Below are 20,085 nucleotides of genomic sequence, written 5' to 3'. Positions count from 1 at the left end.
CTCAGGCCGGTGCCGCTTCGGCACTGCCCGCAGCGGCGGGCATGCGCAGGGGGATGAGGTCGCGCGGCGGCATCGGGGTCGAGCCGCGCACGACGACGATCGAACGGAAGAGGTCTTCGATCTTCTCGGCCGCGGACGGCTCGACAGCGGCTGCTCCGGCGATCACGCCGCGGAGGAACCAGCGGGGGCCGTCGACGCCGATGAAGCGCGCGAGGCGCATGTGGCCGGCCGAACCATCGGTCGACGCCACGGGGATCTGCGCGAGCAGCTCGGGGCCGAAGGCTCCCTCGCGCACCGTCGTCGTTCCGCCCTGACGCGAGATCTGCTCCGCGATCTGGTCGCGGATCTCGTGCCACAGCCCGCTCGAGCGCGGCGCGGCGAACGGCTGCACCTGCAGGGTCGAGTTCGCGTAGTCGAGGCCCACGGCGACGACACGCTTGGAGCCCTCTTCGACCTCGAGGCGGAGGTGCAGGCCCTCGCGCGGGAGGACCTTCACTCCGCCGAGGTCGACGTACGGGCGGACCGGGTTCGCCTCGGAATCGTCGAGCGGACCGGCGGTCTCGCGGTCTTCGGGGGCCGACTTCGGGTACTCGACGGGCGCGTCGGACACGCCCTCGTTCTCAATCTCGCTCACGCTGAAACTCCTGACTTGCTCTCACTGAATCCGGTGGAGCCGAATCCGCCCTCGCCGCGCTCACTGCCCGGCAGGCGATCGACGGGCACGAAGCGTGCGCGGCTCACCGGCATGACGATGACCTGGGCGATGCGGTCGCCGACGCTGATCGAGTAGGCCTCACGCGCATCGGTGTTGAGCAGCGAGACCTTGATCTCACCGCGATAGCCGGCATCGACCGTGCCCGGCGCGTTCACGATCGTGATGCCGTGCTTGAACGCGAGGCCGCTCCGCGGGACGACGAACGCGACATAGCCGTCGGGGAGGGCGATCGAGACGCCCGTTCCGACGGTCGCGCGCTCACCGGGCTCGAGCACGAGCGACTCCGCGGCGTGCAGGTCGGCCCCGGCATCACCGGGGTGCGCATAAGAAGGGAGGCGGTCGGCCGTGATGAGGACGTCGACGGATTCGGTCACGTGACGAGGTTAGTGCAGAAGTCTGATCGAATAGACCCATGCCTGATTACCGCGAGCGACTCTGGGCGACGCCCTGGATGTTCATCATCACCGGACTCCTCATCCCTGCGAGCATCCTCGTCCTCGCCCCCATCAGCCTGCCCGCGGGCATCATCACGGGGGTCGTGCTGTACCTCGGCGTGGCCGGGCTGCTGCTCCTCGCCTCCCCCGTCGTCGAGGTGTCGGGCGGTGAACTGCGTGCCGCGAAAGCGAGCATCCCGCTCGAGTTCACGGGCGAGGCCGTGGGCTTCGCTGGCACCGAGGCGAGCGCCGAACGCGGACGCCGTCTCGACGTCCGCGCCTTCCTGATGATCAGGGGCTGGGTGAGCGACGTCGTGCGGGTGGAGATCGTCGACCCGAAGGATCCGACGCCCTACTGGCTCATCTCGTCGCGGAAGCCCAACGAATTGGCCGCCGCGATCAATGGATCGCGACGGCCAGAGTCGAGTGCGGGGAACGCCTAGGCGGCGCACTCCAGGCAGATCGCCCCGAGCTTCGTCTCGTGGTCGATCTGCGAGCGGTGCTTCACGAGGAAGCAGTTCACGCAGGTGAACTCGTCGGCCTGCGGGGGCAGCACCACGACGTCGAGCTCGACGTCGGAGAGATCTGCGCCCGGAAGGTCGAATCCACCCGGGTTGTCGGCGTCGTCGACATCGACCACACCCGACATCTTGTCGGGAACACGCTCCTTCAGAGCCTCGATCGACTCGGAGTCGTCGTCGGTCTTACGGGGGGCGTCATAGTCGGTTGCCATTACCATCCATTCCATCTGAGCCGAAGATCGGCGGCCATAGTCTGCATCAATCACCGGGGAATAGCAAACCCCGTCGACCGCGCTCACATGCAACTTCCGGCGCGCCCGGTCTATTCCCCGTCCGGGGGCGTTCGGCATGACATCCTGGCGGCAGAAGAGACCGAGAAGGGGCTTCCGCGATGCAGGAGTTGAAGGTAATCGGAGTCGAAAACGGCGCGCTCGTCGCGGCGTCCGATGAAGGCGCGCGATTCCGGATCGCCATCGATGAAGTGCTGCAGTCGCGGCTTCGTCAGGCGAAGACGGACAAGAGCCATGGGCCGCGGCTCTCACCGCGTGAGATCCAGGCGCACATCCGCGCCGGACTCTCCGCCGAGGAGGTCGCAGCGGTGACGGGAGCGGATGTCGAGGACATCGAACGCTTCGAGGGCCCGGTGCTCGCCGAACGCGAACACATGGTGACCTCGGCGCTCGGCGTGCCCGTGCACGTCGGCCACGACATCGACCCGGCCGACGACTCGTCGACGTTCGGCACCGTCATCCGCGAACGACTGGCCCGTCTCGACGCGTCGGGCGAGCGCTGGGCGAGCTGGAAGGACGAGGAGCGCGGCTGGATCATCAAGCTCGAGTTCACGGCCGACGAGATCGACCACGACGCACGCTGGGGCTTCGAGCCGCGGAAGAACGCCCTCCAGCCCATCAACTCCGAGGCGATCACGCTCTCTCAGCAGGGCGACGTCAAAGGAGGACTGATCCCCCGCCTGCGCGCGGTGGGCTCCGACGGATCGTCGGACGAGTCGCGTTTCGACAGCGGCGCGTTCACCTTCGCCGACGATGAGAGCTCCGCCTCCGACACGGCGCCCCAGTTCGAGCCGATCCCCTACGGCCGCAGCTCGACCAACGCCGCATCGGATGCCGCGATCAAGCGCGCCGAAGAGCCCAAGCAGAACCTGAGCGAGACCGCCGACCTGCTCGAGGCGCTCCGCCGTCGCCGCGGTGAGCGCGAGGCCCTCACGCCCGCCGTGCACACGCCCGCCACGCCTGCCCAGACCACGACCGAGGTGCCGCTCGACACGTTCGACGACGAGACTCCGTCGACCGAGGAACAGGCTCCGACGGCTCGCCAGGCGTCTGCCGCGCTCTGGGGCGGCAAGGGCGTCTCGGCGAGCTCGACCGACCCGGCGGCGTCGTCCTCGCCTCGCGCAGCGGCACGCAAGGGTCGCGCCTCGATGCCGAGCTGGGACGAGATCGTCTTCGGCGCTCGCACCGACGACGACCTCGCCTGAGCATTCGCTTCACCGACGATCGCCGTTCGTGTCGAGAGTCGCCACTCTGACGGCGATTCTCGACACGAACGGCGATTGTCGATGCGTCGAGGGTCGACGCGTCAGGCGTCTGGCTCTGTACGGGGGCGTCGCGTCGTCCACAGCATGACGATCCCGCCGACGACGAGGCCCCAGAACGCCGAACCGATGCCCGCCACGGCGACGCCGGACGCCGTGACGAGGAACGTCGCGATCGCCGTCAGACGGTGGCGGGCGTCATCGAGCGCGGCACCGATCGAGGTCGTGAGCGCGCCGAGCAGGGCGAGACCCGCGACCGCCGTGATGATGATCGGCGGCGACGCGGTCACGAGGGCCGTCGCGACGCCGGCGCCGAGCCCCAGCACGATGTAGCCGACGCCGCTCGTCAGGGTTGCGACCCAGCGCTTCGCCGGATCGGGATTCGCCTCGGGGCTCGCCATGATCGCCGCCGTGATCGCGGCGAGGTTCACCGCGTGGCCGCCGAAGAGGGCACCGCCGACGGTCGCCGCGCCCGACGCGAGGAGCACGGGTCGCGGAGCGGGCGAGTAGCCGAACGTCGAGAGGACGGCGAAGCCCGGCACGTTCTGCCCCGCCATCGTCACGATGAAGAGCGGAACACCGAGGCTGACGATCACGAACGGGTCGAAGACCGGTGCGACGAACTCGAGTCGCGGCACGATGGCGTCGCCCGTGAAGGCCGAGGGGCCGGCGATCACGCCGATGCCGATCGCGGCGACGAGCATTGCGGCGGGGACCGCCCACCGCGGCGCGAGCCGGACGAGCAGGAGCCACACCAGGATCATCGGGACCGCGACCCACGGCTGCTCGATCGCCGCCGTCACCGGCGCGAGGCAGATCGGGAAGAGGATGCCGGCGAGCATGGCACTCGCGATGGGCTTCGGGATGCGCGTGATGGCCCGCCCGAGGGCCGGCCACAGCGCACACACGACGATGAGGGCGCCGCAGACGAGGAAGGCGCCGATAGCGGCTCCGAAGTCGCCCGTCGTGCCGGCCGCCGCGACGAGGAGCGCGGCACCGGGCGTCGACCAGGCGAACGAGACGGGCACACGCAGCCACAGGGGCAGCACGATGCAGACGACACCCACGACGAGGCACAGGGCGAAGAGCCCCGAGGAGGCCTGGGCGTCGGTCGCGCCGACGGCGTGCAGGCCCGCGATGACGAGTGCGAACGAGCTCGCGAAGCCGGTGATCGCGGCGATGACGCCGGCGACGATGGTCTGGAGGATGGTCGGGACCGGGAGTGCGGCGGCGCTTAGGCCGACTTCTCTTCTCGACGCTGCTGGATCGGCACGATCGTCGGCGCGGCGTTGTCGAGCACGCTCGCCCGCGTCACGACGACGCGAGCGACGTCGTCACTCGACGGCACCTCGAACATGATCGGTCCGAGCACCTCTTCCATGATCGCTCGGAGACCGCGGGCACCCGTCTGGCGTAGCACCGCGAGGTCGGCGATTGCCTCGATCGCCTCACGATCGAACTCGAGCTCGACGCCGTCGATCTCGAACATGCGCTGGTACTGCTTGATGAGGGCGTTCTTCGGCTCGGTCAGGATCTCCATGAGAGCCTCCTGGTCGAGCGGTGTGACGGTCGTGACGACGGGAAGGCGACCGATGAACTCGGGGATGAGACCGAACTTGTGCAGGTCTTCCGGGAGGACCTCGCTGAAGATGGTCGCCTCGTCTTCTTTGTTGTGCAGGGGGGCACCGAAGCCGATGCCGCGCTTGCCCGCCCGCGACGAGATGATGTCTTCGAGACCCGCGAACGCACCGGCGACGATGAACAGCACGTTCGTCGTGTCGATCTGGATGAACTCCTGATGCGGGTGCTTGCGACCGCCCTGCGGCGGCACCGAGGCGACCGTTCCCTCGAGGATCTTGAGCAGCGCCTGCTGCACGCCCTCGCCCGAGACGTCGCGAGTGATCGACGGGTTCTCGGCCTTGCGGGCGATCTTGTCGACCTCGTCGATGTAGATGATGCCCGTCTCGGCACGCTTGACGTCGTAGTCGGCGGCCTGGATGAGCTTCAGGAGGATGTTCTCGACGTCTTCACCGACGTACCCGGCCTCGGTGAGCGCCGTCGCGTCAGCGACGGCGAACGGCACGTTGAGTCGCTTCGCGAGCGTCTGGGCGAGATACGTCTTGCCGCACCCCGTCGGCCCGATGAGGAGGATGTTCGACTTCGCGATCTCGATGTCGTCGCGCACCGCTTCGGCGGGGCCGAGCGCTGCGCGAGCGCGAACACGCTTGTAGTGGTTGTAGACCGCGACGGCGAGAGCGCGCTTCGCGGCCTCCTGGCCGATGACGTACTCGCCGAGGAAGGAGAAGATCTCTTTCGGCTTAGGAAGGTCGAACTCGCTCGTCGCCTCTTCGCCGGCTTCGGCGAGTCGCTCTTCGATGATCTCGTTGCACAGTTCGACGCACTCGTCGCAGATGTACACGCCGGGCCCGGCAATGAGTTGTTGCACCTGCTTCTGGCTCTTTCCGCAGAACGAGCACTTGAGCAGGTCGGCGCTCTCACCGATTCGAGCCATCTGAGCCTCCCAGGATGTGCAGTACTCCGAGCCTAACCCGTGATACCGACACCGGGGCGTGATGGGCGGCTACCGGCGCGGCGGACGACGAAGGCGGATGCCGCAGTAAGCGACATCCGCCTTCGACGAGGACCTACTTGACGAGGGCCGGGACGCTCTTACGCGACGAGAGGACCTGGTCGATCAGACCGTACTCGAGCGCCTCCTGAGCGGAGAGGATCTTGTCGCGATCGATGTCGGAGTTGACCTGTTCGACCGAGCGGTTCGAGTGATTCGAGAGCGTCTGCTCGAGCCATCCGCGCATGCGCATGATCTCGGCCGCCTGGATCTCGATGTCGGAGGCCTGGCCGCGCCCCGCCTCGCCCACCGCGGGCTGGTGGATGAGGATGCGGGCGTTCGGGAGAGCGAGACGCTTGCCCGGCGTGCCCGCGGCGGCGAGCACGGCTGCAGCGGAGGCGGCCTGTCCGAGCACGACCGTCATGACGTGCGGGCGGATGTACTGCATCGTGTCGTAGATCGCCGTCATCGCGGTGAACGAACCACCGGGCGAGTTGATGTACATGATGATGTCGCGGTCGGGGTCCATCGACTCGAGCACGAGCAGCTGAGCCATGATGTCATCGGCCGACGCGTCGTCGACCTGCACACCGAGGAAGATGATGCGGTCTTCGAAGAGCTTCGCGTAGGGGTCCTGGCGCTTGTATCCGTAGGCCGTGCGCTCTTCGAAGCTCGGCAGGATGTACCGCGAGCTTGGTGCCTCGGCGCCGTTGAAGGCGGTGCCACCGAAGGAGGGGATGTTCATTCTCTGTCTTCTCTCTTCTCTCGCGCCTACGCCTGCTCGGTTCCGCCGCCGCCGGCGACGTCGCTCGCCGACTCGCGGATGTGGTCGACGAAGCCGTACTCGAGCGCCTCCTGCGCGGTGAACCAGCGGTCGCGGTCACCGTCGGCGTTGACCTGCTCGACCGACTTGCCGGTCTGAGCCGCGGTGATCTCGGCGAGCCTCTTCTTCATGTCGAGGATGAGCTGCGCCTGGGTCTGGATGTCGCTCGCGGTTCCACCGAAGCCACCGTGCGGCTGGTGGAGGAGGACGCGTGCGTTCGGGGTGATGTATCGCTTGCCCTTCGTGCCGGCCGTGAGGAGCAGCTGCCCCATCGAGGCCGCCATGCCGATGCCCACGGTGACGATGTCGTTCGGGACGAACTGCATCGTGTCGTAGATCGCCATGCCCGCGGTGATCGAGCCACCGGGCGAGTTGATGTAGAGGTAGATGTCACGCTCCGAGTCCTCGGCGGCGAGGAGGAGGAGCTTCGCCGCGATCTCGTTCGCGTTGTCGTCGCGCACCTCGGAACCGAGCCAGATGATGCGGTCCTTCAGCAGGCGGTCAAAAACACTGGGCGTCAGTGTCGGTTCGGCCATGTCGTGCTCCGTTTCGTTGTCGCGTTGTGACGAATCTATCCGAGCAGAGCAGCCCGAATGCCGGTGTTCGCCCTGGGCAGATCAGGCCGACGCGCGGTCGAGTTGGATCGCACGCCGAACGGCGGCGCGAGCACGACGGCGGTCGCCCGACGCGTCGTAGGCCAGACCGAGGCGGAGCCAGGCCCGCCAGTCGTCGGGGTGCTCCTCGACATCCGCTCGTCGAGCCGGGAACGCGGCGTCCGATGCCGCGCGCTCGGGTCGCCCGCTCGGCAGTCGCGGGAGGTCGGCGAGGGCCGGACCTTCCTCGGCCTCGAGGCGACGGACGAGCCTCGTCGACGACATGCCGAAGATGATCTCGCGGCCCACGAACCAGACGGCGATGACGGGCAGCACGACGAGGGCGACGCCCATGCCGATCGCGACGGGCTCACCGGTCGCGACGAGCTGCACGGCGCGCCATCCGACGAGGACGAGGTAGATGCCGAGGAGCGCCGCCATGACGGCGACGAGGATGCGAGTCGTCACGCGGGGTCCGAGCCTCGGGGGCCGATCGCGTCGAGGCCGAGCAGCCGGTCGAGGCCGACGACGACCCCCGTCTCGTTCCGCGCCGCTGCGAGGGCGAGGAGGATGCCGGACTCGTACGAACTCGCCGAGAGCGTCGAGTGCGTGATCGTGAGGGTCTCCCCCGTGCCGCCGAAGACGACGTCCTGCCGGGCGAGCACGCCCGCGAGCCGCATGCTGTGCACGGGTACGCCCGACACCTGCTGACCGCGAGCGCGCTGGTCGGTGTGCGGCGCCGCGACGGGGCCGACCCCGGAGCGGGCCTCGCCGATGCGCTCGGCCGTGCGCACGGCCGTGCCCGAGGGAGAGTCGATCTTGCCGGCGTGATGCGCCTCGAGGATCTCGATCGAGTCGAAGTAGGGGGCGGCGAGTGCCGAGAGGGTCGTGCCGAGCACGCTGCCGACCGAGAAGTTCGGGATGAACAGCACCCCGGCCGAGGACTCGGCAGCACGACGACGCGCTTCGATCGTCGCGATGCGGTCACGCGACCAGCCCGACGTGCCGACCACGAGGGGGATGTCGTGGTCGACCGCGAACTCGACGACGGCCTGACTCGCGCCGGGGTGGGTCAGATCGATGACCACATCGGCACCGAGCATCTCGTCGAGAGAGCTCGTCGACCGCAGTCCGGCGTGGAGGGAGAGGTCGTCCGACCTCTCGATGAGGGCCTCGACGAGGCGGCCCATGGTGCCGGTGATGCCGACGACGGCGATGGAGGTGGTCACCTGGAAACCCTAGCAACCGCGCCGCGGCCTAGGCTGTCGGCATGCTGCGATTCGAGAACCGACCAGTCGACGACCCGGTCGTGCAGGAGCTGCTGGGCGCCTACTTCGCCGAACGCGCGGCGGGCTTCCCGGCGTCCCAGGGCGCCTACTCCCCCACCTACCCGGCGCCCGCGCAGTTCGTCCCTCCCGCCGGGGTCTTCCTCGTGGCATCGGACGACGACTCACCGACGGCCGGGTGCGGCGGCGTGCGCCGCGTGCAGCGCGCCGACGACTTGCTCGTGCGCTTCGAGGTCAAGCACCTCTGGGTGCACCCCGACTCGCGCGGCCGCGGCTACGGCCGCCTGCTGCTCGCCGAACTCGAGCGTCGCGCGCGATCGCTCGGCGCCGAGTTCGTCGTGCTCGACACCAACGAGAGCCTCGCCGCGGCGGGAGGGCTCTACCGCTCGACCGGCTACGCCGAGATCGAGCCGTACAACGCCAACCCCAACGCCACCCACTGGTACGGCAAGCGGCTCGCGGCGGACTGAGGCCCGATCAGAAGGCGAGCTTCTCCGGCATGCCCGTCCGCATCTCGGGCGGAAGGTGCGCGAGGTCGTTGTGCACGACGAGGTTCCACGGGCGGCCCGGCTTCTGGTGGAGCACCGTGAGTCCGCAGTTCGCCTGATTGATCGATACCCAACGCCAGGCGGGCGCTCCGAGCATCTCGCGCACGAACCACGCGATGACGAAGTTGTGGGTGATGAGGAGGTCGTGGCGCTCCTCACGGTGCGATCGGAGGAACTCGCCGACGGCGTCCTCCATCTGCGCACGACCGGCCTCGAACTCCTCCTCCGTGAAGGAACCGAAGAAGGGGTCGTAGACCGATGGCGTCTCCGGGGCGGGCCCGGAGGGGATGCAGTCGAAGAGCAGAGCCGACGGCTCGGGTGTGAGCGCGGGCATCTTCTCGGCGATGATCGCCGCCGTCTCGCTCGCCCGCTGCAGGGGCGAGTGGTAGGCCGCGTCGAAGGGCACGCCGCCGAGTCGTTCGGCGAGGTACTGCGCCTGGCGTCGCCCGCGGGGCGAGAGCGGTCCGTCGGGCAGGCCGTGCTCGGCGTCGAGCTGCTCGCCGTGACGGACGAGGTAGAGGTAGTGGGGCACGATGACCCTTTCCTGTCGTTCGACGCCCGGTCAGGCGGCGTCGTCTGTCGGCGTCGCAACGTCGACGACGTTCGCGAAGACGTCGGCGCTCGTGGCACCGACTGCGGCGAGGGAGAACGGTCGGTCGACGATGCTCTGCGCGAGCGCACGCACGTCGTCGGGGGTGACGCGAGCGATCCGGCGGAGTCCTTCGTCGAGATCGGCGAACTCGCCGAGCGTGATCTCGGCGCGGCCGAGCCGAGACATGCGCGTGTCGCTGTCTTCGAGGGCGAGGGCGGATGCGCCTCCGAGTTGCCCCGCTGCTCGCTCGATCTCGAGGGGCGTCACTCCGTCGCGGGCGAGGGTGCGCAGCTCGTCGAGCATGAGTTCGGCGACCTGCCCGGCCTTCGCCGGGGCACACCCCGCGTAGAGACCGAAGAGCCCCGCATCGGAGTAGGCCGGGGCGAAGGAATAGACCGAGTACGCGAGACCGCGCCGCTCGCGGATCTCCTGGAAGAGGCGCGACGACATGCCCGCGCCGAAGATGGCGTTGAGGACGCTCATCGTGACGCGACGTTCGTCGGTCGCGACGAGACCCGTCGTACCGAGATAGAGGTTGACCTGCTCGATGGGCTTCTGCGTGATCGAGATGGCCGAGCCGCGCACGATGTCGGCGGGCTGGTTGTTGCGGCGGGGCACGGGCGAGGCCGCGATGCCGAGGTCCCAGCCGGCCCCCTCGAGGTGCGTGGTCACGGCGGCGACGAGCGCATCGTGGTCGACGGCGCCCGCGACCGTGACGACGAGGTCGTTGGGTCGGTAGTTCTCGCCGTAGTGGTCCCACACGGCGTCGCGCGTGACCGCGCGGATGGTCTCGGGACTGCCGCCGATCGGGCGCCCGAGCGGGTGGCCGCCCAGCACGGCTTCGAAGAAGCGCTCGTTGGCGGCATCGGCGGGGTCGTCGCCCGCCATGGCGATCTCTTCGAGGATGACGTCGCGCTCGTTCTCGAACTCGTCGCGATCGAGGAGCGACGATGTGAACATGTCAGCGAGCACCTCGACGGCCATCGGGAGGTCGCGGTCCTGCACCTTCGCGTAGTAGCAGGTGTACTCCTTGGCCGTCATCGCGTTGTGTTCGCCACCCACGGCGTCGAACGAGACGGCGATGTCGAGCGCGGTGCGCTTCTGCGTGCCCTTGAAGAGGAGGTGCTCGAGGAAGTGCGTCGAACCGAAGGTCGACGGGTGTCGCGCGTCGGCCGGCTGCTCGTCGCGGGAGCCCACGGCGACCCAGAAACCGATGGTCGCGCTCCTCGCGCCGGGCACCTGCTCACTGAGGATACGGACCCCGCTCGGGAGGACGCTGCGACGAACGAGCGAATCGCCCGCCGCACGGAAGGAGAGCTCTGCTCTCTCGAGTGGAAAGTCGACGGCGCCGTTCATCCTGTCCACCCTATGCCAGCCCGACAGGAGAGGCGCCGAGGCAGTGAAATCCGAAGTCGATACTTCCTCAGAAATGCTGGACAGCCCCTCATATGCCGGTGCTATAGTCGGCATGTCGTTACCCGTGACGTCCCCAAAACACTGGTAATGACACCGGGGGCTGCAGGGCTCGCATGGGCCTGACCCCTCCTCCCCGGTTGGCACGACGGAGTTCATCTCCGGTCGGTCGGCCGGTGAAAAAACAGCCGGTGAACCCTAGCACCGACGATCCCGAAGGCGCTCAGCGCCCGTCGGAGTTGGCCGGATGGTCGTCAAGAAGGATTCGACTATCCGGCCAACACTGTCGGAGCCGGAATTCGTGCCGCGCTAAGCCGAGGCGCGATCCAGGTCGACCATGTCGCCACGCGTCAGTCGGATCATCGCAGCGCCGAGCAGTGCGTCGGCGTGCGCGGGTCGCGTGGCGTTCATGACGGGCGCGTAGACCGCGCGGCGGGCCAGGAGCCACGCGAGAGCGATGGATGCCGGCGCGACACCGCGATCGTCGGCGATACGAGCCACGGCGGCCCGCACGCGGTGACCGCGGCGCCCCGGGTGCCGGGCGAGTCGTTCGGCGTTCGGGTCGATGCGAGCGGCGACGCGGTCGCGTTCCGGGCCGGCGAGATATCCCCCGGCGAGCGGGAAGCTCGCGAACACGGGCAGGTCCTGACCGCGCGCGACGAGTTCGAGCTCGCCCTCGAAAGCCCGACGCTGGACGAGGTTGTACCGCGTGCGCAGTGCGTGGAATCGCGGGAGGCCGACCGACGCCAGGATGCGTGCCTCCAACAGACGGTCGGCCGTGAAGTCGGCCGCCGCGATCAGTCCGACCTTGCCGGCGGAGATCAGCCGCTCGGCCTCGCCGAGGCTGTCTTCCAGCGGGACGTTCACGTCGTCGCCGAGGAAGAGGATGTCGATGCGGGAGACACCGAGGCGCGCGAGCGAGCCGTCGACGGCGCTGCGGAGCGCGGCGGGGGTCGCGGCACCGTTGCGGCCGGCGCGCGTCGAGACGATGACGTGATCGCGGCGCTCTCGCGAGCGGAGCCACGCTCCGACGATGAGTTCGGCGCGCCCGGCGACGCTGTCGTGGGCGATGTCGATCGCGCTTCCGCCGTTGGAGAGGAAGCGGTCGAGGATGTCGACGGCCGCGTGCGAGTCGAGTGCGGTTCCGAACATGTTCGTGCCGAGCACGAGCGGCGCGAGGAGCGGGGGCAGATCGCCGCGTCGGCGCGGCGCGGGCACGGAGATCGGACCCGAGAGGGGGTTGGTCTCGACGAGGACGGTGTCGCGAGTGCTCGCGGACTGCACGGTGCGCGATTCCGTCATCGATCCACTCCTTCCCCCCGGATGTGTCGAGAGTAGAACCGCGAAGCGACCGGTTCGGAACGGCGCGGTGAACCGTTACCGAATCGTTGGGGTTCCTGCCCGATGCACGACCGTGTGCGCGTGGCGGAGCACGGGCGCGTCGACCATCGTTCCCCGGAATCGGAAGGCGCCCGTCATGCCCTCGGCCGCGGCGAGGAGCTCTCTCGCGCGTTCGATCTCGTCGACGCTCGGACGATACGCGTCACGGATGATCCCGACCTGGGCGGGATGGATGCACGCCGTCGCGACGAACCCGAGCGCCGCGGCGTCGGCGGCTTCGGCGGCGAGCCCGTCCGCGTCGTCGATGTCGAGGTGCACGGTGTCGATCATTCCGACACCGTGCGCGGCTGCGGCGAGCGCGACCGCCGATCGTGCGTGACGGACGACGTCGCGGTACGCGCCGTCGCCCGTGCGACTCGATGTGCCGCCGAGGGAGACCACGAGGTCTTCCGCTCCCCACATGAGGGCGACGACAGCGGGCGTGCTCGCGATCTCGGCCGCGGCGAGCACACCGGCGGCCGTCTCGCAGAGGGCGATCGTGGGCCAGGGCGACAGCAGCTCGAGGTCGGCTCGGGACTCGGCCTTCGCGAGCATGGCGTATCGGTAGTGGCTCCGAGCGAGAGCGTCGACGTCGGCAGAGTGGTCGGGGCTCGTCGCGGGGTTCACCCGCACAATCACCCGGTCGGGGTCGAGGCGCGATCGGACGACCTCCTTTCTCGCCTCGGCGCGACGGCTCGGCTCGACGGCGTCCTCCAGGTCGAGGATGACGGCATCGGCACGCTCGAGCGCCGTGGCGTATCGGTCGGGTCGATCCGCCGGGCAGAAGAGCAGAGCCGGTCCCAGAGCGAATGCGGCCGTCATCCGTTCTCTCCCTCCACCCGCACGAGCACCGCGCGACGTGCGACGACGACGACGTCGCCGTGCTGGTTGCGCCCCGTGTGCTCGAGAGTGACGACGCCCTCACCGGGTCGAGAGGACGACAGGCGCTTCTCGACGACGGTCGACTCGGAGTAGAGGGTGTCGCCGTGCAGGAGGGGGTGAGGGAATCGCACGTCGCTGAACCCCAGGTTCGCGACGATCGTCCCTTGGGTCAGCTGGGCGACGGAGGAGCCCACGACGGTCGACAGCGTGAACATCGAGTTGACGAGCCTCTCGCCGAAGGGCTGCGTCTCGGCCCACGCCGCGTCGAGGTGCAGGGCCTGCGTGTTCATCGTGAGCGTCGTGAAGAGCACGTTGTCGGCTTCGGTCACGGTGCGCCCGGGCCGATGCACGTAGACGACGTCGCTCTCGAACTCGTCGAACCACAGACCGCGCTGAACGACGCGGCGTCGGCTGTCGTCACTCATCTCTCGTCTCCCTACGCCGCGAAGCCGAGTTCGCGCGCGATGATCATGAGCTGCACCTCGGTCGTGCCCTCGCCGATCTCGAGGATCTTCGAGTCGCGGTAGTGGCGGGCGACCGCGTTCTCGTTGAGGAACCCGTAGCCGCCCCAGATCTGCGTCGCGGCACGCGCGTTCTCCATGGCCGCCTCCCCCGCGACGAGCTTCGCGATCGACGCCTCGGTCTTGAAGGGGCGCCCGGCGACGAGCTTGCGCGCGGCGTCGTGCCACGTGAGCCTGGCGCTCTGCACGCGCGCCTGCATGCGCGAGATCGTGAAGGCGATGTGCTGGTGCGACCCGATGGGTGATCCGAAGACGTTGCGCGTCTTGGCGTAGCGCACGGCCTCGTCGAGGCAGCCCTGTGCGGCGCCCGTCGCGAGGGCCGCGAACGCGATGCGTCCCTCGTCGAGGGACTGGAGGAAGTCGGCGTAGCCGCGCCCGCGCTGGCCGAGCAGGTTGCTCGCCGGCACGCGCACGTCGGTCAGCGTGAGCGGATGCGTGTCGGACGTGTGCCAACCGACCTTGTCGTAGGGGGCGCCGACGGTGAACCCCGGGGTGCCCGTCGGAACGATGATGCTCGAGAGCTCCTTCTTCGTGCTGCCGTCGGCTCGCGTCGACTCCCCCGTCACCGCGGTGATCGTCACGAGACTCGTGATGGGCGTTCCGGAGTTCGTGATGAACTGCTTCGAGCCGTTGATGACCCACTCGTCGCCGTCGAGCACGGCGGTCGTCTTCGTCGCGCCGGCGTCGGAACCGGCCTCGGCCTCGGTGAGCCCGAAGCCCGCGAGTGCGCGACCCGCGACGAGGTCGGGCAGCCACTCGGCGCGCTGCTCGTCGGTGCCGTTCCGGTAGATCGGCATGATACCGAGACCGACGCCCGCTTCGAGCGTCACGCCGATCGACTGGTCGACGCGGCCGAGCGCTTCGACGGCGAGGCAGAGCTGCATGTAGTCCTTGCCCTGACCGCCGTACTCGACGGGGTAGGGCAGACCGAAGAGCCCCATCTCGCCCATCTGCGCGATGATCTCCATCGGCAGGCGGCGCTCGGTGTCGTAGTCGTAGGCGGCGGGCGCGACGACGGTGTCGGCGAAGTGGCAGACGTCGTCGTAGAGCCGCTGCTCGTCGTCGCTCAGCAGATAGTCCATGGTCAGCTCCCTGTATCGGTGGTCGGTGAGTCGGGTGTCGGCGGGGTGGGCGATGGTTCGATCTCGGCGACGATCTGCGCGCGGTCGACGCGATCGCCGACGGCGACGCGCAGACGGATGACGCCGGAGATGCTCGCACGCACGGGGTGCTCCATCTTCATCGCCTCGATGGCGAGGACGGTGTCGCCGGTCTCGACCCGTGCACCGTCGGCGACGAGGAGGGCGACGACGGTTCCCGGCATCGACGAGCGCAGTGCCGGATCGGCGAGGACGTCCTCCGGGGCACGGGCGGCCAGTTCGCGGGCGAGTCGTGCCTCGCGGGTAAGCGGTTCGAGTCGGGCGGTCGTGCCCTCGGCGTGAACCCAGATCGCTCCGTCGGGCGAGCGCACGGCGATGACGGAGGTTCCGCTCTCAGCGGTTCGATCAGAGGCGGTGCGATCGGAGAGCACCCTGCCGGAGACGACGCGACCCGCGGCGTCGACGAAGTCGTGGTGCACGGGGCGGTGTTCGCCCACGCGCCACCCCGATCGCGACGACCACAGTGCGGATGCCGGTCGGCGATGCTCCGGCGAGACCGCGCCTGCCGTCGTGCGTTCGGCCTCGAGCCACGTCGCCGCGGCATCGACGACGCTCGCGGGCACGGCGGCGACCTCGCGGCGCTCGAGGCGACGACCGATGAGGCCCGTGTCGAGGCGCCCCTCACGGACGTCGGGGTCGGCGAGCAGCTCACGGAGGAAGCCGACGTTCGTGGTGACTCCCGCGAGGACGGTCTCGGCGAGCGCGACGTCGAGTCGCTCGATCGCCTCGGCCCGCGTCGAGCCGTGAGCGATGATCTTCGCGAGCATCGGGTCGTACGACGTCGAGACGACCCCGCCCGTGGCGATACCGGAGTCGACGCGGATTCCGGCGCCCTCGGGCTCGTGCCACAGCAGGATCTCGCCCGCGGACGGCAGGAAGTCGTCATCCGGGTCCTCGGCGTACACGCGCGCCTCGATGGCGTGCCCCGTGACCGTGGGCGAGCCGATCGCGAGCGCCTCGCCCGCGGCGATGCGCACCTGCTGCTCGACGAGGTCGACGCCCGTGACGAGCTCCGTCACGGGGTGCTCGACCTGCAGTCGGGTGTTCATCTCGATGAAGAAGAAGTCGTCGGGCGCGTCGGCCGAGACGAGGAACTCGACCGTTCCGGCCCCACGGTAGTCGACGCTCCGCGCGACCTCGACGGCGGCTGCACCGAGACGCGCGCGGGTGTCATCGTCGAGAGCCGGCGACGGCGCCTCCTCGATGACCTTCTGGTGCCGGCGCTGCAGCGTGCACTCGCGTTCGCCGAGGGCGACGGTCGTGCCGACGGCGTCGGCGAGGACCTGCACCTCGATGTGGCGCGGTCGGTCGATGAGACGTTCGAGGAGCAGCGAGTCGTCTCCGAAGGCGGCGCTCGCGATGCGACGCGCGGCCCGCAACGCCTCGGGAAGGCCAGCGGTGTCGCGGACGATCTGCATACCCTTGCCGCCTCCCCCGGCGGCGGGCTTCACGAGGAGGGGGAACCCGACCTCGTGCACTCGCGCGAGGAGGTCGTCATCGCTGCCGCCCTCGATGCCCGGGACGACCCGCACACCCGACCCGGCGACGTGCGCCTTCGCGCGGATCTTGTCGCCCATGACGTCGAGCGCGAGTGCGCCCGGCCCGATGAGGACGATGCCCGCCGCGTCGCACGCCCTCAGCAGCTCGATGCTCTCGGAGAGAAAGCCGTAGCCGGGGTGCACGGCGGAAGCGCCCGTCTGGGTCGCGGCCCGCACGATGCGCGCCGGGTCGAGGTAGCTCTCGCGCGCATCGGCGGGGCCGATCCTCACGGCGACGTCGGCGAGCGAGACATGCGGAGAGTCGATGTCGGCATCGCTGTAGACGGCGATCGATCGGATTCCGAGTCGGCGGAGGGTGCGGATGATGCGCACGGCGATCTCGCCGCGATTGGCGACGAGCACGGAGTCGAAGAGGGGCATCGCGCTCACATCCGGAAGAGGCCGAAGGCCGGGTCGGGAAGAGGTGCGCGGGAACACACGTCGAGGGTCAGCCCGAGGACGGTGCGGGTGTCGGCGGGGTCGATGACTCCGTCATCCCACAGCCGTGCGGAGGAGTAGTACGGGCTGCCCTGGTGCTCGTAGCGCTCGCGGATGGGAGCGCGGAAGGCGGCTTCGTCGGCGGCGCTCCACTCGTCTCCCCGCGCCTCGATCTGATCGCGCTTGACCGTCGCGAGAACGGATGCGGCCTGCTCGCCGCCCATCACCGACGTACGCGCACCGGGCCAGAGGAACAGGAACCGCGGCGAATAGGCACGCCCCGACATCGAGTAGTTGCCGGCTCCGAACGATCCGCCGATGACGATCGTGATCTTCGGTACGCGCGTCGTCGCCACTGCCGTGACCATCTTCGCGCCGTGCTTGGCGATACCGCCCGCCTCGGCTTCGCTGCCGACCATGAACCCCGAGATGTTCTGGAGGAACACGAGCGGGATGCCGCGCTGATCGCAGAGTTCGATGAAATGGGCGCCCTTCATCGCCGACTCGCTGAAGAGCACGCCGTTGTTAGCAACGATGCCCACGGGGTGGCCGTGGACGTGGGCGAAGCCCGTGACGAGGGTCGTTCCGTACTCGCTCTTGAACTCGTGGAACTCGCTGCCGTCGACGATGCGCGCGATGACCTCTCGCACGTCGTACGGCTGCTGGACGTCGACCGGCACGGCACCGTACAGGGTGGACTCGTCGACGGCGGGCGCGACGACGTCGGCGACATCCCAGGCCGGCTCCTCGGGCGACGGGAGCGTCTGGACGATGTCGCGGACGATCTGCAGGGCGTGCACGTCGTTCTCCGCGAGGTGGTCGGCGACGCCCGAGATGCGGGCGTGCACGTCGCCGCCGCCGAGCTCCTCGGGCGAGACGATCTCACCGATCGCGGCCTTCACGAGGGGCGGGCCCCCGAGGAAGATTGTGCCCTGACCGCGCACGATGACCGATTCGTCGCTCATGGCGGGCACGTAGGCGCCACCCGCTGTGCAGGAGCCGAGCACCGCGGCGATCTGCGGGATGCGCTCGGCCGACAGCCGCGCCTGGTTGTAGAAGATGCGCCCGAAGTGGTCGCGGTCGGGGAACACCTCGTCCTGCATCGGCAGGTACGCGCCGCCGGAGTCGACGAGATAGACGCACGGCAGCCGGTTCTCGCGCGCGATCTCTTGTGCGCGCAGGTGCTTCTTGACCGTGAGCGGATAATACGTGCCGCCCTTGACCGTGGCGTCGTTGCAGACGACCATGACGGCGCGCCCGTGCACGAGACCGATGCCCGCGATGGCACCCGCGCCCGGGGTGTCGTCGTCGTAGACGCCGTCGGCGGCGAGAGGAGCGATCTCGAGGAACGGGCTGCCCTCGTCGAGCAGTCGGTCGACCCGATCACGCGGCAGCAGCTTGCCCCGCGCGACGTGACGTTCGCGCGAGGCCTCGGGCCCGCCGCGCACGACGCGAGCGAGACGCTCGCGGAGGTCGGCGACGAGCGCGGCCTGATCGCGGTCGTTGTCGCGGAAGGCCTCGCTCGACGGCGAGATCGCGCTCGTCAGCGTCGGCATGGTTCGGTCTCCATCGGTCGCCCCTTCGTCGCGGCGGAGTTCGTCACTTCAGTGAGTGATTCGTAACTGGAAGCAATGTTAGTGATCACTAACTCGAAAAACAACGAGCGCCGACGTATTGCCGCTCGGCATCAGCTCGGTTAGCATGCACTAACCGTGATCGAAAGAAGCTCCCGTGCCCGAAGTGCTCACCGAACGCAGTCGAGCGAAAGCCGACCGACGTGACGCGCTCTTGACGGCGGCCACCCGCCTCTTCGCCGAACGCGGCTTCGCGAGCGTCTCGATCGAAGACCTCGGCGCATCCGTCGGAGTGAGCGGGCCCGCCGTCTACCGGCACTTCGCCGGCAAGCAGGCCGTACTCGCCGCGATCCTGCGAGACGCGAGCACGGGGTTGCTCGACGGGGGTACCCGAGTCGTCGACGACGCGGCCGACACCGATTCGGCCCTCGCCGCGCTCATCCGCTTCCACGTCGACTTCGCACTCGCCAACGCCGACGTGATCCTCGTGCAGGATCGCGACATGTCGAGCCTCTCCGAGACCGACCGGCATGACATCCGGCGGCTGCAGCGGCGCTACGTCGAGACGTGGGTGGGTGTGCTCGCCCGCCTCCGACCCGACCAGGCCGAGTCGGAGCTGCGCATCCGCGCCCACGCCGCCTTCGGTCTGCTCAACTCGACCCCCCACAGCGCGCGCGTGCACGGGCGCGCACCGGCCGACCGCGTGGTCCGGAAGATCTTGGAGGACATGGCATGGAGAAGCCTGACGTCGTGACGCTACGGGCGACGACGCCCGCCGACCTCGACGACCTCTTCCGCTTCGGGCAGGACCCCGAATCGATCCGCCTCGCCGCGTTCACCGCGGCCGATCCGGGCGACCGTGACGCGTTCGACGTCCACTGGGCGCGGCTCCTCGCCGATCCTCGTGTCGACGCGCGCACGATCCGGGCCGACGGCGCACTCGTCGGGAGCATCGCGCGCTGGTTCGAGGACGGCGATCCGGAGATCACGTACTGGATCGACCGACGGCACTGGGGCCGAGGGATCGCCACTCGCGCCGCCCGCCTGTTCATCGCCTCGGTTCCCGAGAGGCCCCTCCGAGCACGAGTGGCGGTCGACAACGAGCGATCGATCCGCGTGCTCGAACGGCTCGGGTTCCGGGCCGGGTCGACGTCGCGAGACTTCGCTGCGGGCCGCGGCGCCGAGACCGAGGAGCGCCTGTACCGCCTCGAGTGAGGCCCGTGGCCCGCTGCCGTGACTCAGCCGGCTTCGGCGATCTCCTGGATCCGGCGGGCCAGCTGGAGGTCGCGTGCCGTCACGCCACCGACGTCGTGGGAGGACACGAAGAAGGTGATCGAACCGTAGCCGAGACGCACGTCGGGGTGGTGGTTCATCTCCTCGGCGATGGGGGCGACGGTGTCGAGCACGCGGACGGCACCGAGGAAGTCACCCGTGTCGAACGTCGCGACGAGGTGGTCGCCCGCGTACTCGAACGCGGTTCCCGCGAGGTCGCCCGCCGTCTCGTCGGCTGTGAGGATCGTCGAATCAGACATCTCTGTCTCGCTTT

The 20,085-nt window shown here is 69.2% G+C and carries 23 protein-coding genes; 5 read left to right on the top strand and 18 right to left on the bottom strand.

Features of this window, described 5'->3' with window-relative positions; all coding sequences use genetic code 11:
• Nucleotide 1: 1 nt before the first annotated feature.
• Nucleotides 2-634 (bottom strand): DUF3710 domain-containing protein, encoded by a 633-nt coding sequence (locus BJ972_RS01870; protein ID WP_241830805.1) that lies wholly within the window; start codon nt 632-634, stop codon nt 2-4.
• Nucleotides 631-1,089 carry a dUTP diphosphatase gene (dut, locus tag BJ972_RS01865; RefSeq protein WP_129174902.1) on the bottom strand — a complete coding sequence of 153 codons (459 nt, stop codon included), beginning with the start codon at nt 1,087-1,089 and terminating at the stop codon, nt 631-633. Before dut ends, BJ972_RS01870 begins: the two co-directional genes overlap by 4 nt.
• A 38-nt stretch (nt 1,090-1,127) precedes the next feature.
• Here dut and BJ972_RS01860 point away from each other — a divergent pair, with 38 nt between their 5' ends.
• Entirely contained in the window at nt 1,128-1,592 is a 465-nt protein-coding gene (locus tag BJ972_RS01860; RefSeq protein WP_129174900.1) for a DUF3093 domain-containing protein, read from the top strand.
• Here the strand turns inward: BJ972_RS01860 and BJ972_RS01855 are convergent.
• Nucleotides 1,589-1,882 (bottom strand): DUF4193 domain-containing protein, encoded by a 294-nt coding sequence (locus tag BJ972_RS01855; RefSeq protein WP_129174898.1) that lies wholly within the window; start codon nt 1,880-1,882, stop codon nt 1,589-1,591. The two genes, BJ972_RS01860 and BJ972_RS01855, sit on opposite strands and share 4 nt — an antisense overlap.
• A 179-nt stretch (nt 1,883-2,061) precedes the next feature.
• Here BJ972_RS01855 and sepH point away from each other — a divergent pair, with 179 nt between their 5' ends.
• Nucleotides 2,062-3,165: a septation protein SepH gene (sepH, locus tag BJ972_RS01850; protein WP_129174896.1), complete on the top strand. Its 1,104-nt coding sequence runs from the start codon at nt 2,062-2,064 to the stop codon at nt 3,163-3,165.
• Nucleotides 3,166-3,266: 101 nt separating this feature from the next.
• Here sepH and BJ972_RS01845 read toward each other — a convergent pair whose 3' ends face one another.
• From BJ972_RS01845 to dapB, 6 genes are all read right to left on the bottom strand, one after another.
• Nucleotides 3,267-4,418 carry a benzoate/H(+) symporter BenE family transporter gene (locus BJ972_RS01845; protein WP_241830818.1) on the bottom strand — a complete coding sequence of 384 codons (1,152 nt, stop codon included), beginning with the start codon at nt 4,416-4,418 and terminating at the stop codon, nt 3,267-3,269.
• 38 nt (nt 4,419-4,456) lie between these two features.
• Nucleotides 4,457-5,734, bottom strand: a complete 1,278-nt coding sequence (gene clpX, locus BJ972_RS01840; RefSeq protein WP_129174891.1) for an ATP-dependent Clp protease ATP-binding subunit ClpX — start codon at nt 5,732-5,734, stop codon at nt 4,457-4,459.
• Nucleotides 5,735-5,867: 133 nt separating this feature from the next.
• Nucleotides 5,868-6,536, bottom strand: a complete 669-nt coding sequence (locus BJ972_RS01835) for an ATP-dependent Clp protease proteolytic subunit (RefSeq protein ID WP_129174889.1) — start codon at nt 6,534-6,536, stop codon at nt 5,868-5,870.
• A gap of 26 nt (nt 6,537-6,562) precedes the next feature.
• Complete coding sequence (locus BJ972_RS01830; RefSeq protein WP_129174887.1) at nt 6,563-7,150, bottom strand: ATP-dependent Clp protease proteolytic subunit; 588 nt, start codon at nt 7,148-7,150, stop codon at nt 6,563-6,565.
• Between the two features lie 81 nt (nt 7,151-7,231).
• Complete coding sequence (locus BJ972_RS01825) at nt 7,232-7,675, bottom strand: hypothetical protein (protein ID WP_164989932.1); 444 nt, start codon at nt 7,673-7,675, stop codon at nt 7,232-7,234.
• On the bottom strand, nt 7,672-8,436 hold the full coding sequence (gene dapB / locus BJ972_RS01820; RefSeq protein ID WP_129174885.1) for a 4-hydroxy-tetrahydrodipicolinate reductase: 765 nt from the start codon (nt 8,434-8,436) through the stop codon (nt 7,672-7,674). The genes BJ972_RS01825 and dapB overlap by 4 nt, the downstream gene beginning before the upstream one ends.
• 41 nt (nt 8,437-8,477) lie before the next feature.
• Here dapB and BJ972_RS01815 point away from each other — a divergent pair, with 41 nt between their 5' ends.
• Entirely contained in the window at nt 8,478-8,963 is a 486-nt protein-coding gene (locus BJ972_RS01815; RefSeq protein WP_129174883.1) for a GNAT family N-acetyltransferase, read from the top strand.
• A 7-nt stretch (nt 8,964-8,970) separates the two neighbouring features.
• On the opposite strand, the gene BJ972_RS01810 is transcribed toward BJ972_RS01815, so the two are convergent.
• The 8 genes from BJ972_RS01810 to BJ972_RS01775 form a co-directional block, all read right to left on the bottom strand.
• On the bottom strand, nt 8,971-9,573 hold the full coding sequence (locus BJ972_RS01810) for a histidine phosphatase family protein (RefSeq protein WP_129174881.1): 603 nt from the start codon (nt 9,571-9,573) through the stop codon (nt 8,971-8,973).
• A gap of 30 nt (nt 9,574-9,603) precedes the next feature.
• Nucleotides 9,604-10,989: a M16 family metallopeptidase gene (locus BJ972_RS01805; protein WP_129174879.1), complete on the bottom strand. Its 1,386-nt coding sequence runs from the start codon at nt 10,987-10,989 to the stop codon at nt 9,604-9,606.
• Nucleotides 10,990-11,355: 366 nt separating this feature from the next.
• Entirely contained in the window at nt 11,356-12,348 is a 993-nt protein-coding gene (locus BJ972_RS01800) for an aldo/keto reductase (protein ID WP_129174877.1), read from the bottom strand.
• A gap of 75 nt (nt 12,349-12,423) precedes the next feature.
• Entirely contained in the window at nt 12,424-13,248 is an 825-nt protein-coding gene (locus BJ972_RS01795; RefSeq protein ID WP_129174875.1) for an HpcH/HpaI aldolase/citrate lyase family protein, read from the bottom strand.
• A complete protein-coding gene (locus tag BJ972_RS01790) occupies nt 13,245-13,733 on the bottom strand; it encodes a MaoC family dehydratase (protein ID WP_129174873.1) in 489 nt (162 codons plus the stop codon). The genes BJ972_RS01795 and BJ972_RS01790 overlap by 4 nt, the downstream gene beginning before the upstream one ends.
• A gap of 11 nt (nt 13,734-13,744) precedes the next feature.
• Nucleotides 13,745-14,911, bottom strand: coding sequence for an acyl-CoA dehydrogenase family protein (locus tag BJ972_RS01785; RefSeq protein ID WP_129174871.1), 1,167 nt, complete (start codon nt 14,909-14,911; stop codon nt 13,745-13,747).
• A gap of 2 nt (nt 14,912-14,913) precedes the next feature.
• Entirely contained in the window at nt 14,914-16,908 is a 1,995-nt protein-coding gene (locus BJ972_RS01780; protein WP_129174869.1) for an acetyl/propionyl/methylcrotonyl-CoA carboxylase subunit alpha, read from the bottom strand.
• A 5-nt stretch (nt 16,909-16,913) separates the two neighbouring features.
• Entirely contained in the window at nt 16,914-18,521 is a 1,608-nt protein-coding gene (locus BJ972_RS01775; RefSeq protein WP_129174867.1) for a carboxyl transferase domain-containing protein, read from the bottom strand.
• Nucleotides 18,522-18,696: 175 nt separating this feature from the next.
• Here BJ972_RS01775 and BJ972_RS01770 point away from each other — a divergent pair, with 175 nt between their 5' ends.
• A complete protein-coding gene (locus BJ972_RS01770; RefSeq protein ID WP_129174865.1) occupies nt 18,697-19,293 on the top strand; it encodes a TetR/AcrR family transcriptional regulator in 597 nt (198 codons plus the stop codon).
• Nucleotides 19,272-19,754 (top strand): GNAT family N-acetyltransferase, encoded by a 483-nt coding sequence (locus tag BJ972_RS01765; protein ID WP_129174863.1) that lies wholly within the window; start codon nt 19,272-19,274, stop codon nt 19,752-19,754. Before BJ972_RS01770 ends, BJ972_RS01765 begins: the two co-directional genes overlap by 22 nt.
• A gap of 23 nt (nt 19,755-19,777) precedes the next feature.
• Here BJ972_RS01765 and BJ972_RS01760 read toward each other — a convergent pair whose 3' ends face one another.
• Nucleotides 19,778-20,071, bottom strand: coding sequence for a 4a-hydroxytetrahydrobiopterin dehydratase (locus tag BJ972_RS01760; protein ID WP_129174861.1), 294 nt, complete (start codon nt 20,069-20,071; stop codon nt 19,778-19,780).
• Between the last annotated feature and the right edge of the window lie 14 nt (nt 20,072-20,085).

The organism is Agromyces atrinae (assembly GCF_013407835.1).
Classification (GTDB): domain Bacteria; phylum Actinomycetota; class Actinomycetes; order Actinomycetales; family Microbacteriaceae; genus Agromyces; species Agromyces atrinae.
This window is presented reverse-complemented; position numbering and strand designations above follow the sequence as displayed.

Excerpts from the sequence above, each read along its gene's own strand:
- BJ972_RS01860 (WP_129174900.1), top strand. The coding sequence starts at position 1,128 with ATGCCTGATTACCGCGAGCGACTCTGGGCGACGCCCTGGATGTTCATC.
- BJ972_RS01855 (WP_129174898.1), bottom strand. The coding sequence starts at position 1,882 with ATGGCAACCGACTATGACGCCCCCCGTAAGACCGACGACGACTCCGAG.
- sepH (WP_129174896.1), top strand. The coding sequence starts at position 2,062 with ATGCAGGAGTTGAAGGTAATCGGAGTCGAAAACGGCGCGCTCGTCGCG.
- clpX (WP_129174891.1), bottom strand. The coding sequence starts at position 5,734 with ATGGCTCGAATCGGTGAGAGCGCCGACCTGCTCAAGTGCTCGTTCTGC.
- BJ972_RS01835 (WP_129174889.1), bottom strand. The coding sequence starts at position 6,536 with ATGAACATCCCCTCCTTCGGTGGCACCGCCTTCAACGGCGCCGAGGCA.
- BJ972_RS01830 (WP_129174887.1), bottom strand. The coding sequence starts at position 7,150 with ATGGCCGAACCGACACTGACGCCCAGTGTTTTTGACCGCCTGCTGAAG.
- BJ972_RS01815 (WP_129174883.1), top strand. The coding sequence starts at position 8,478 with ATGCTGCGATTCGAGAACCGACCAGTCGACGACCCGGTCGTGCAGGAG.
- BJ972_RS01805 (WP_129174879.1), bottom strand. The coding sequence starts at position 10,989 with ATGAACGGCGCCGTCGACTTTCCACTCGAGAGAGCAGAGCTCTCCTTC.
- BJ972_RS01800 (WP_129174877.1), bottom strand. The coding sequence starts at position 12,348 with ATGACGGAATCGCGCACCGTGCAGTCCGCGAGCACTCGCGACACCGTC.
- BJ972_RS01795 (WP_129174875.1), bottom strand. The coding sequence starts at position 13,248 with ATGACGGCCGCATTCGCTCTGGGACCGGCTCTGCTCTTCTGCCCGGCG.
- BJ972_RS01790 (WP_129174873.1), bottom strand. The coding sequence starts at position 13,733 with ATGAGTGACGACAGCCGACGCCGCGTCGTTCAGCGCGGTCTGTGGTTC.
- BJ972_RS01785 (WP_129174871.1), bottom strand. The coding sequence starts at position 14,911 with ATGGACTATCTGCTGAGCGACGACGAGCAGCGGCTCTACGACGACGTC.
- BJ972_RS01780 (WP_129174869.1), bottom strand. The coding sequence starts at position 16,908 with ATGCCCCTCTTCGACTCCGTGCTCGTCGCCAATCGCGGCGAGATCGCC.
- BJ972_RS01775 (WP_129174867.1), bottom strand. The coding sequence starts at position 18,521 with ATGCCGACGCTGACGAGCGCGATCTCGCCGTCGAGCGAGGCCTTCCGC.
- BJ972_RS01765 (WP_129174863.1), top strand. The coding sequence starts at position 19,272 with ATGGAGAAGCCTGACGTCGTGACGCTACGGGCGACGACGCCCGCCGAC.
- BJ972_RS01760 (WP_129174861.1), bottom strand. The coding sequence starts at position 20,071 with ATGTCTGATTCGACGATCCTCACAGCCGACGAGACGGCGGGCGACCTC.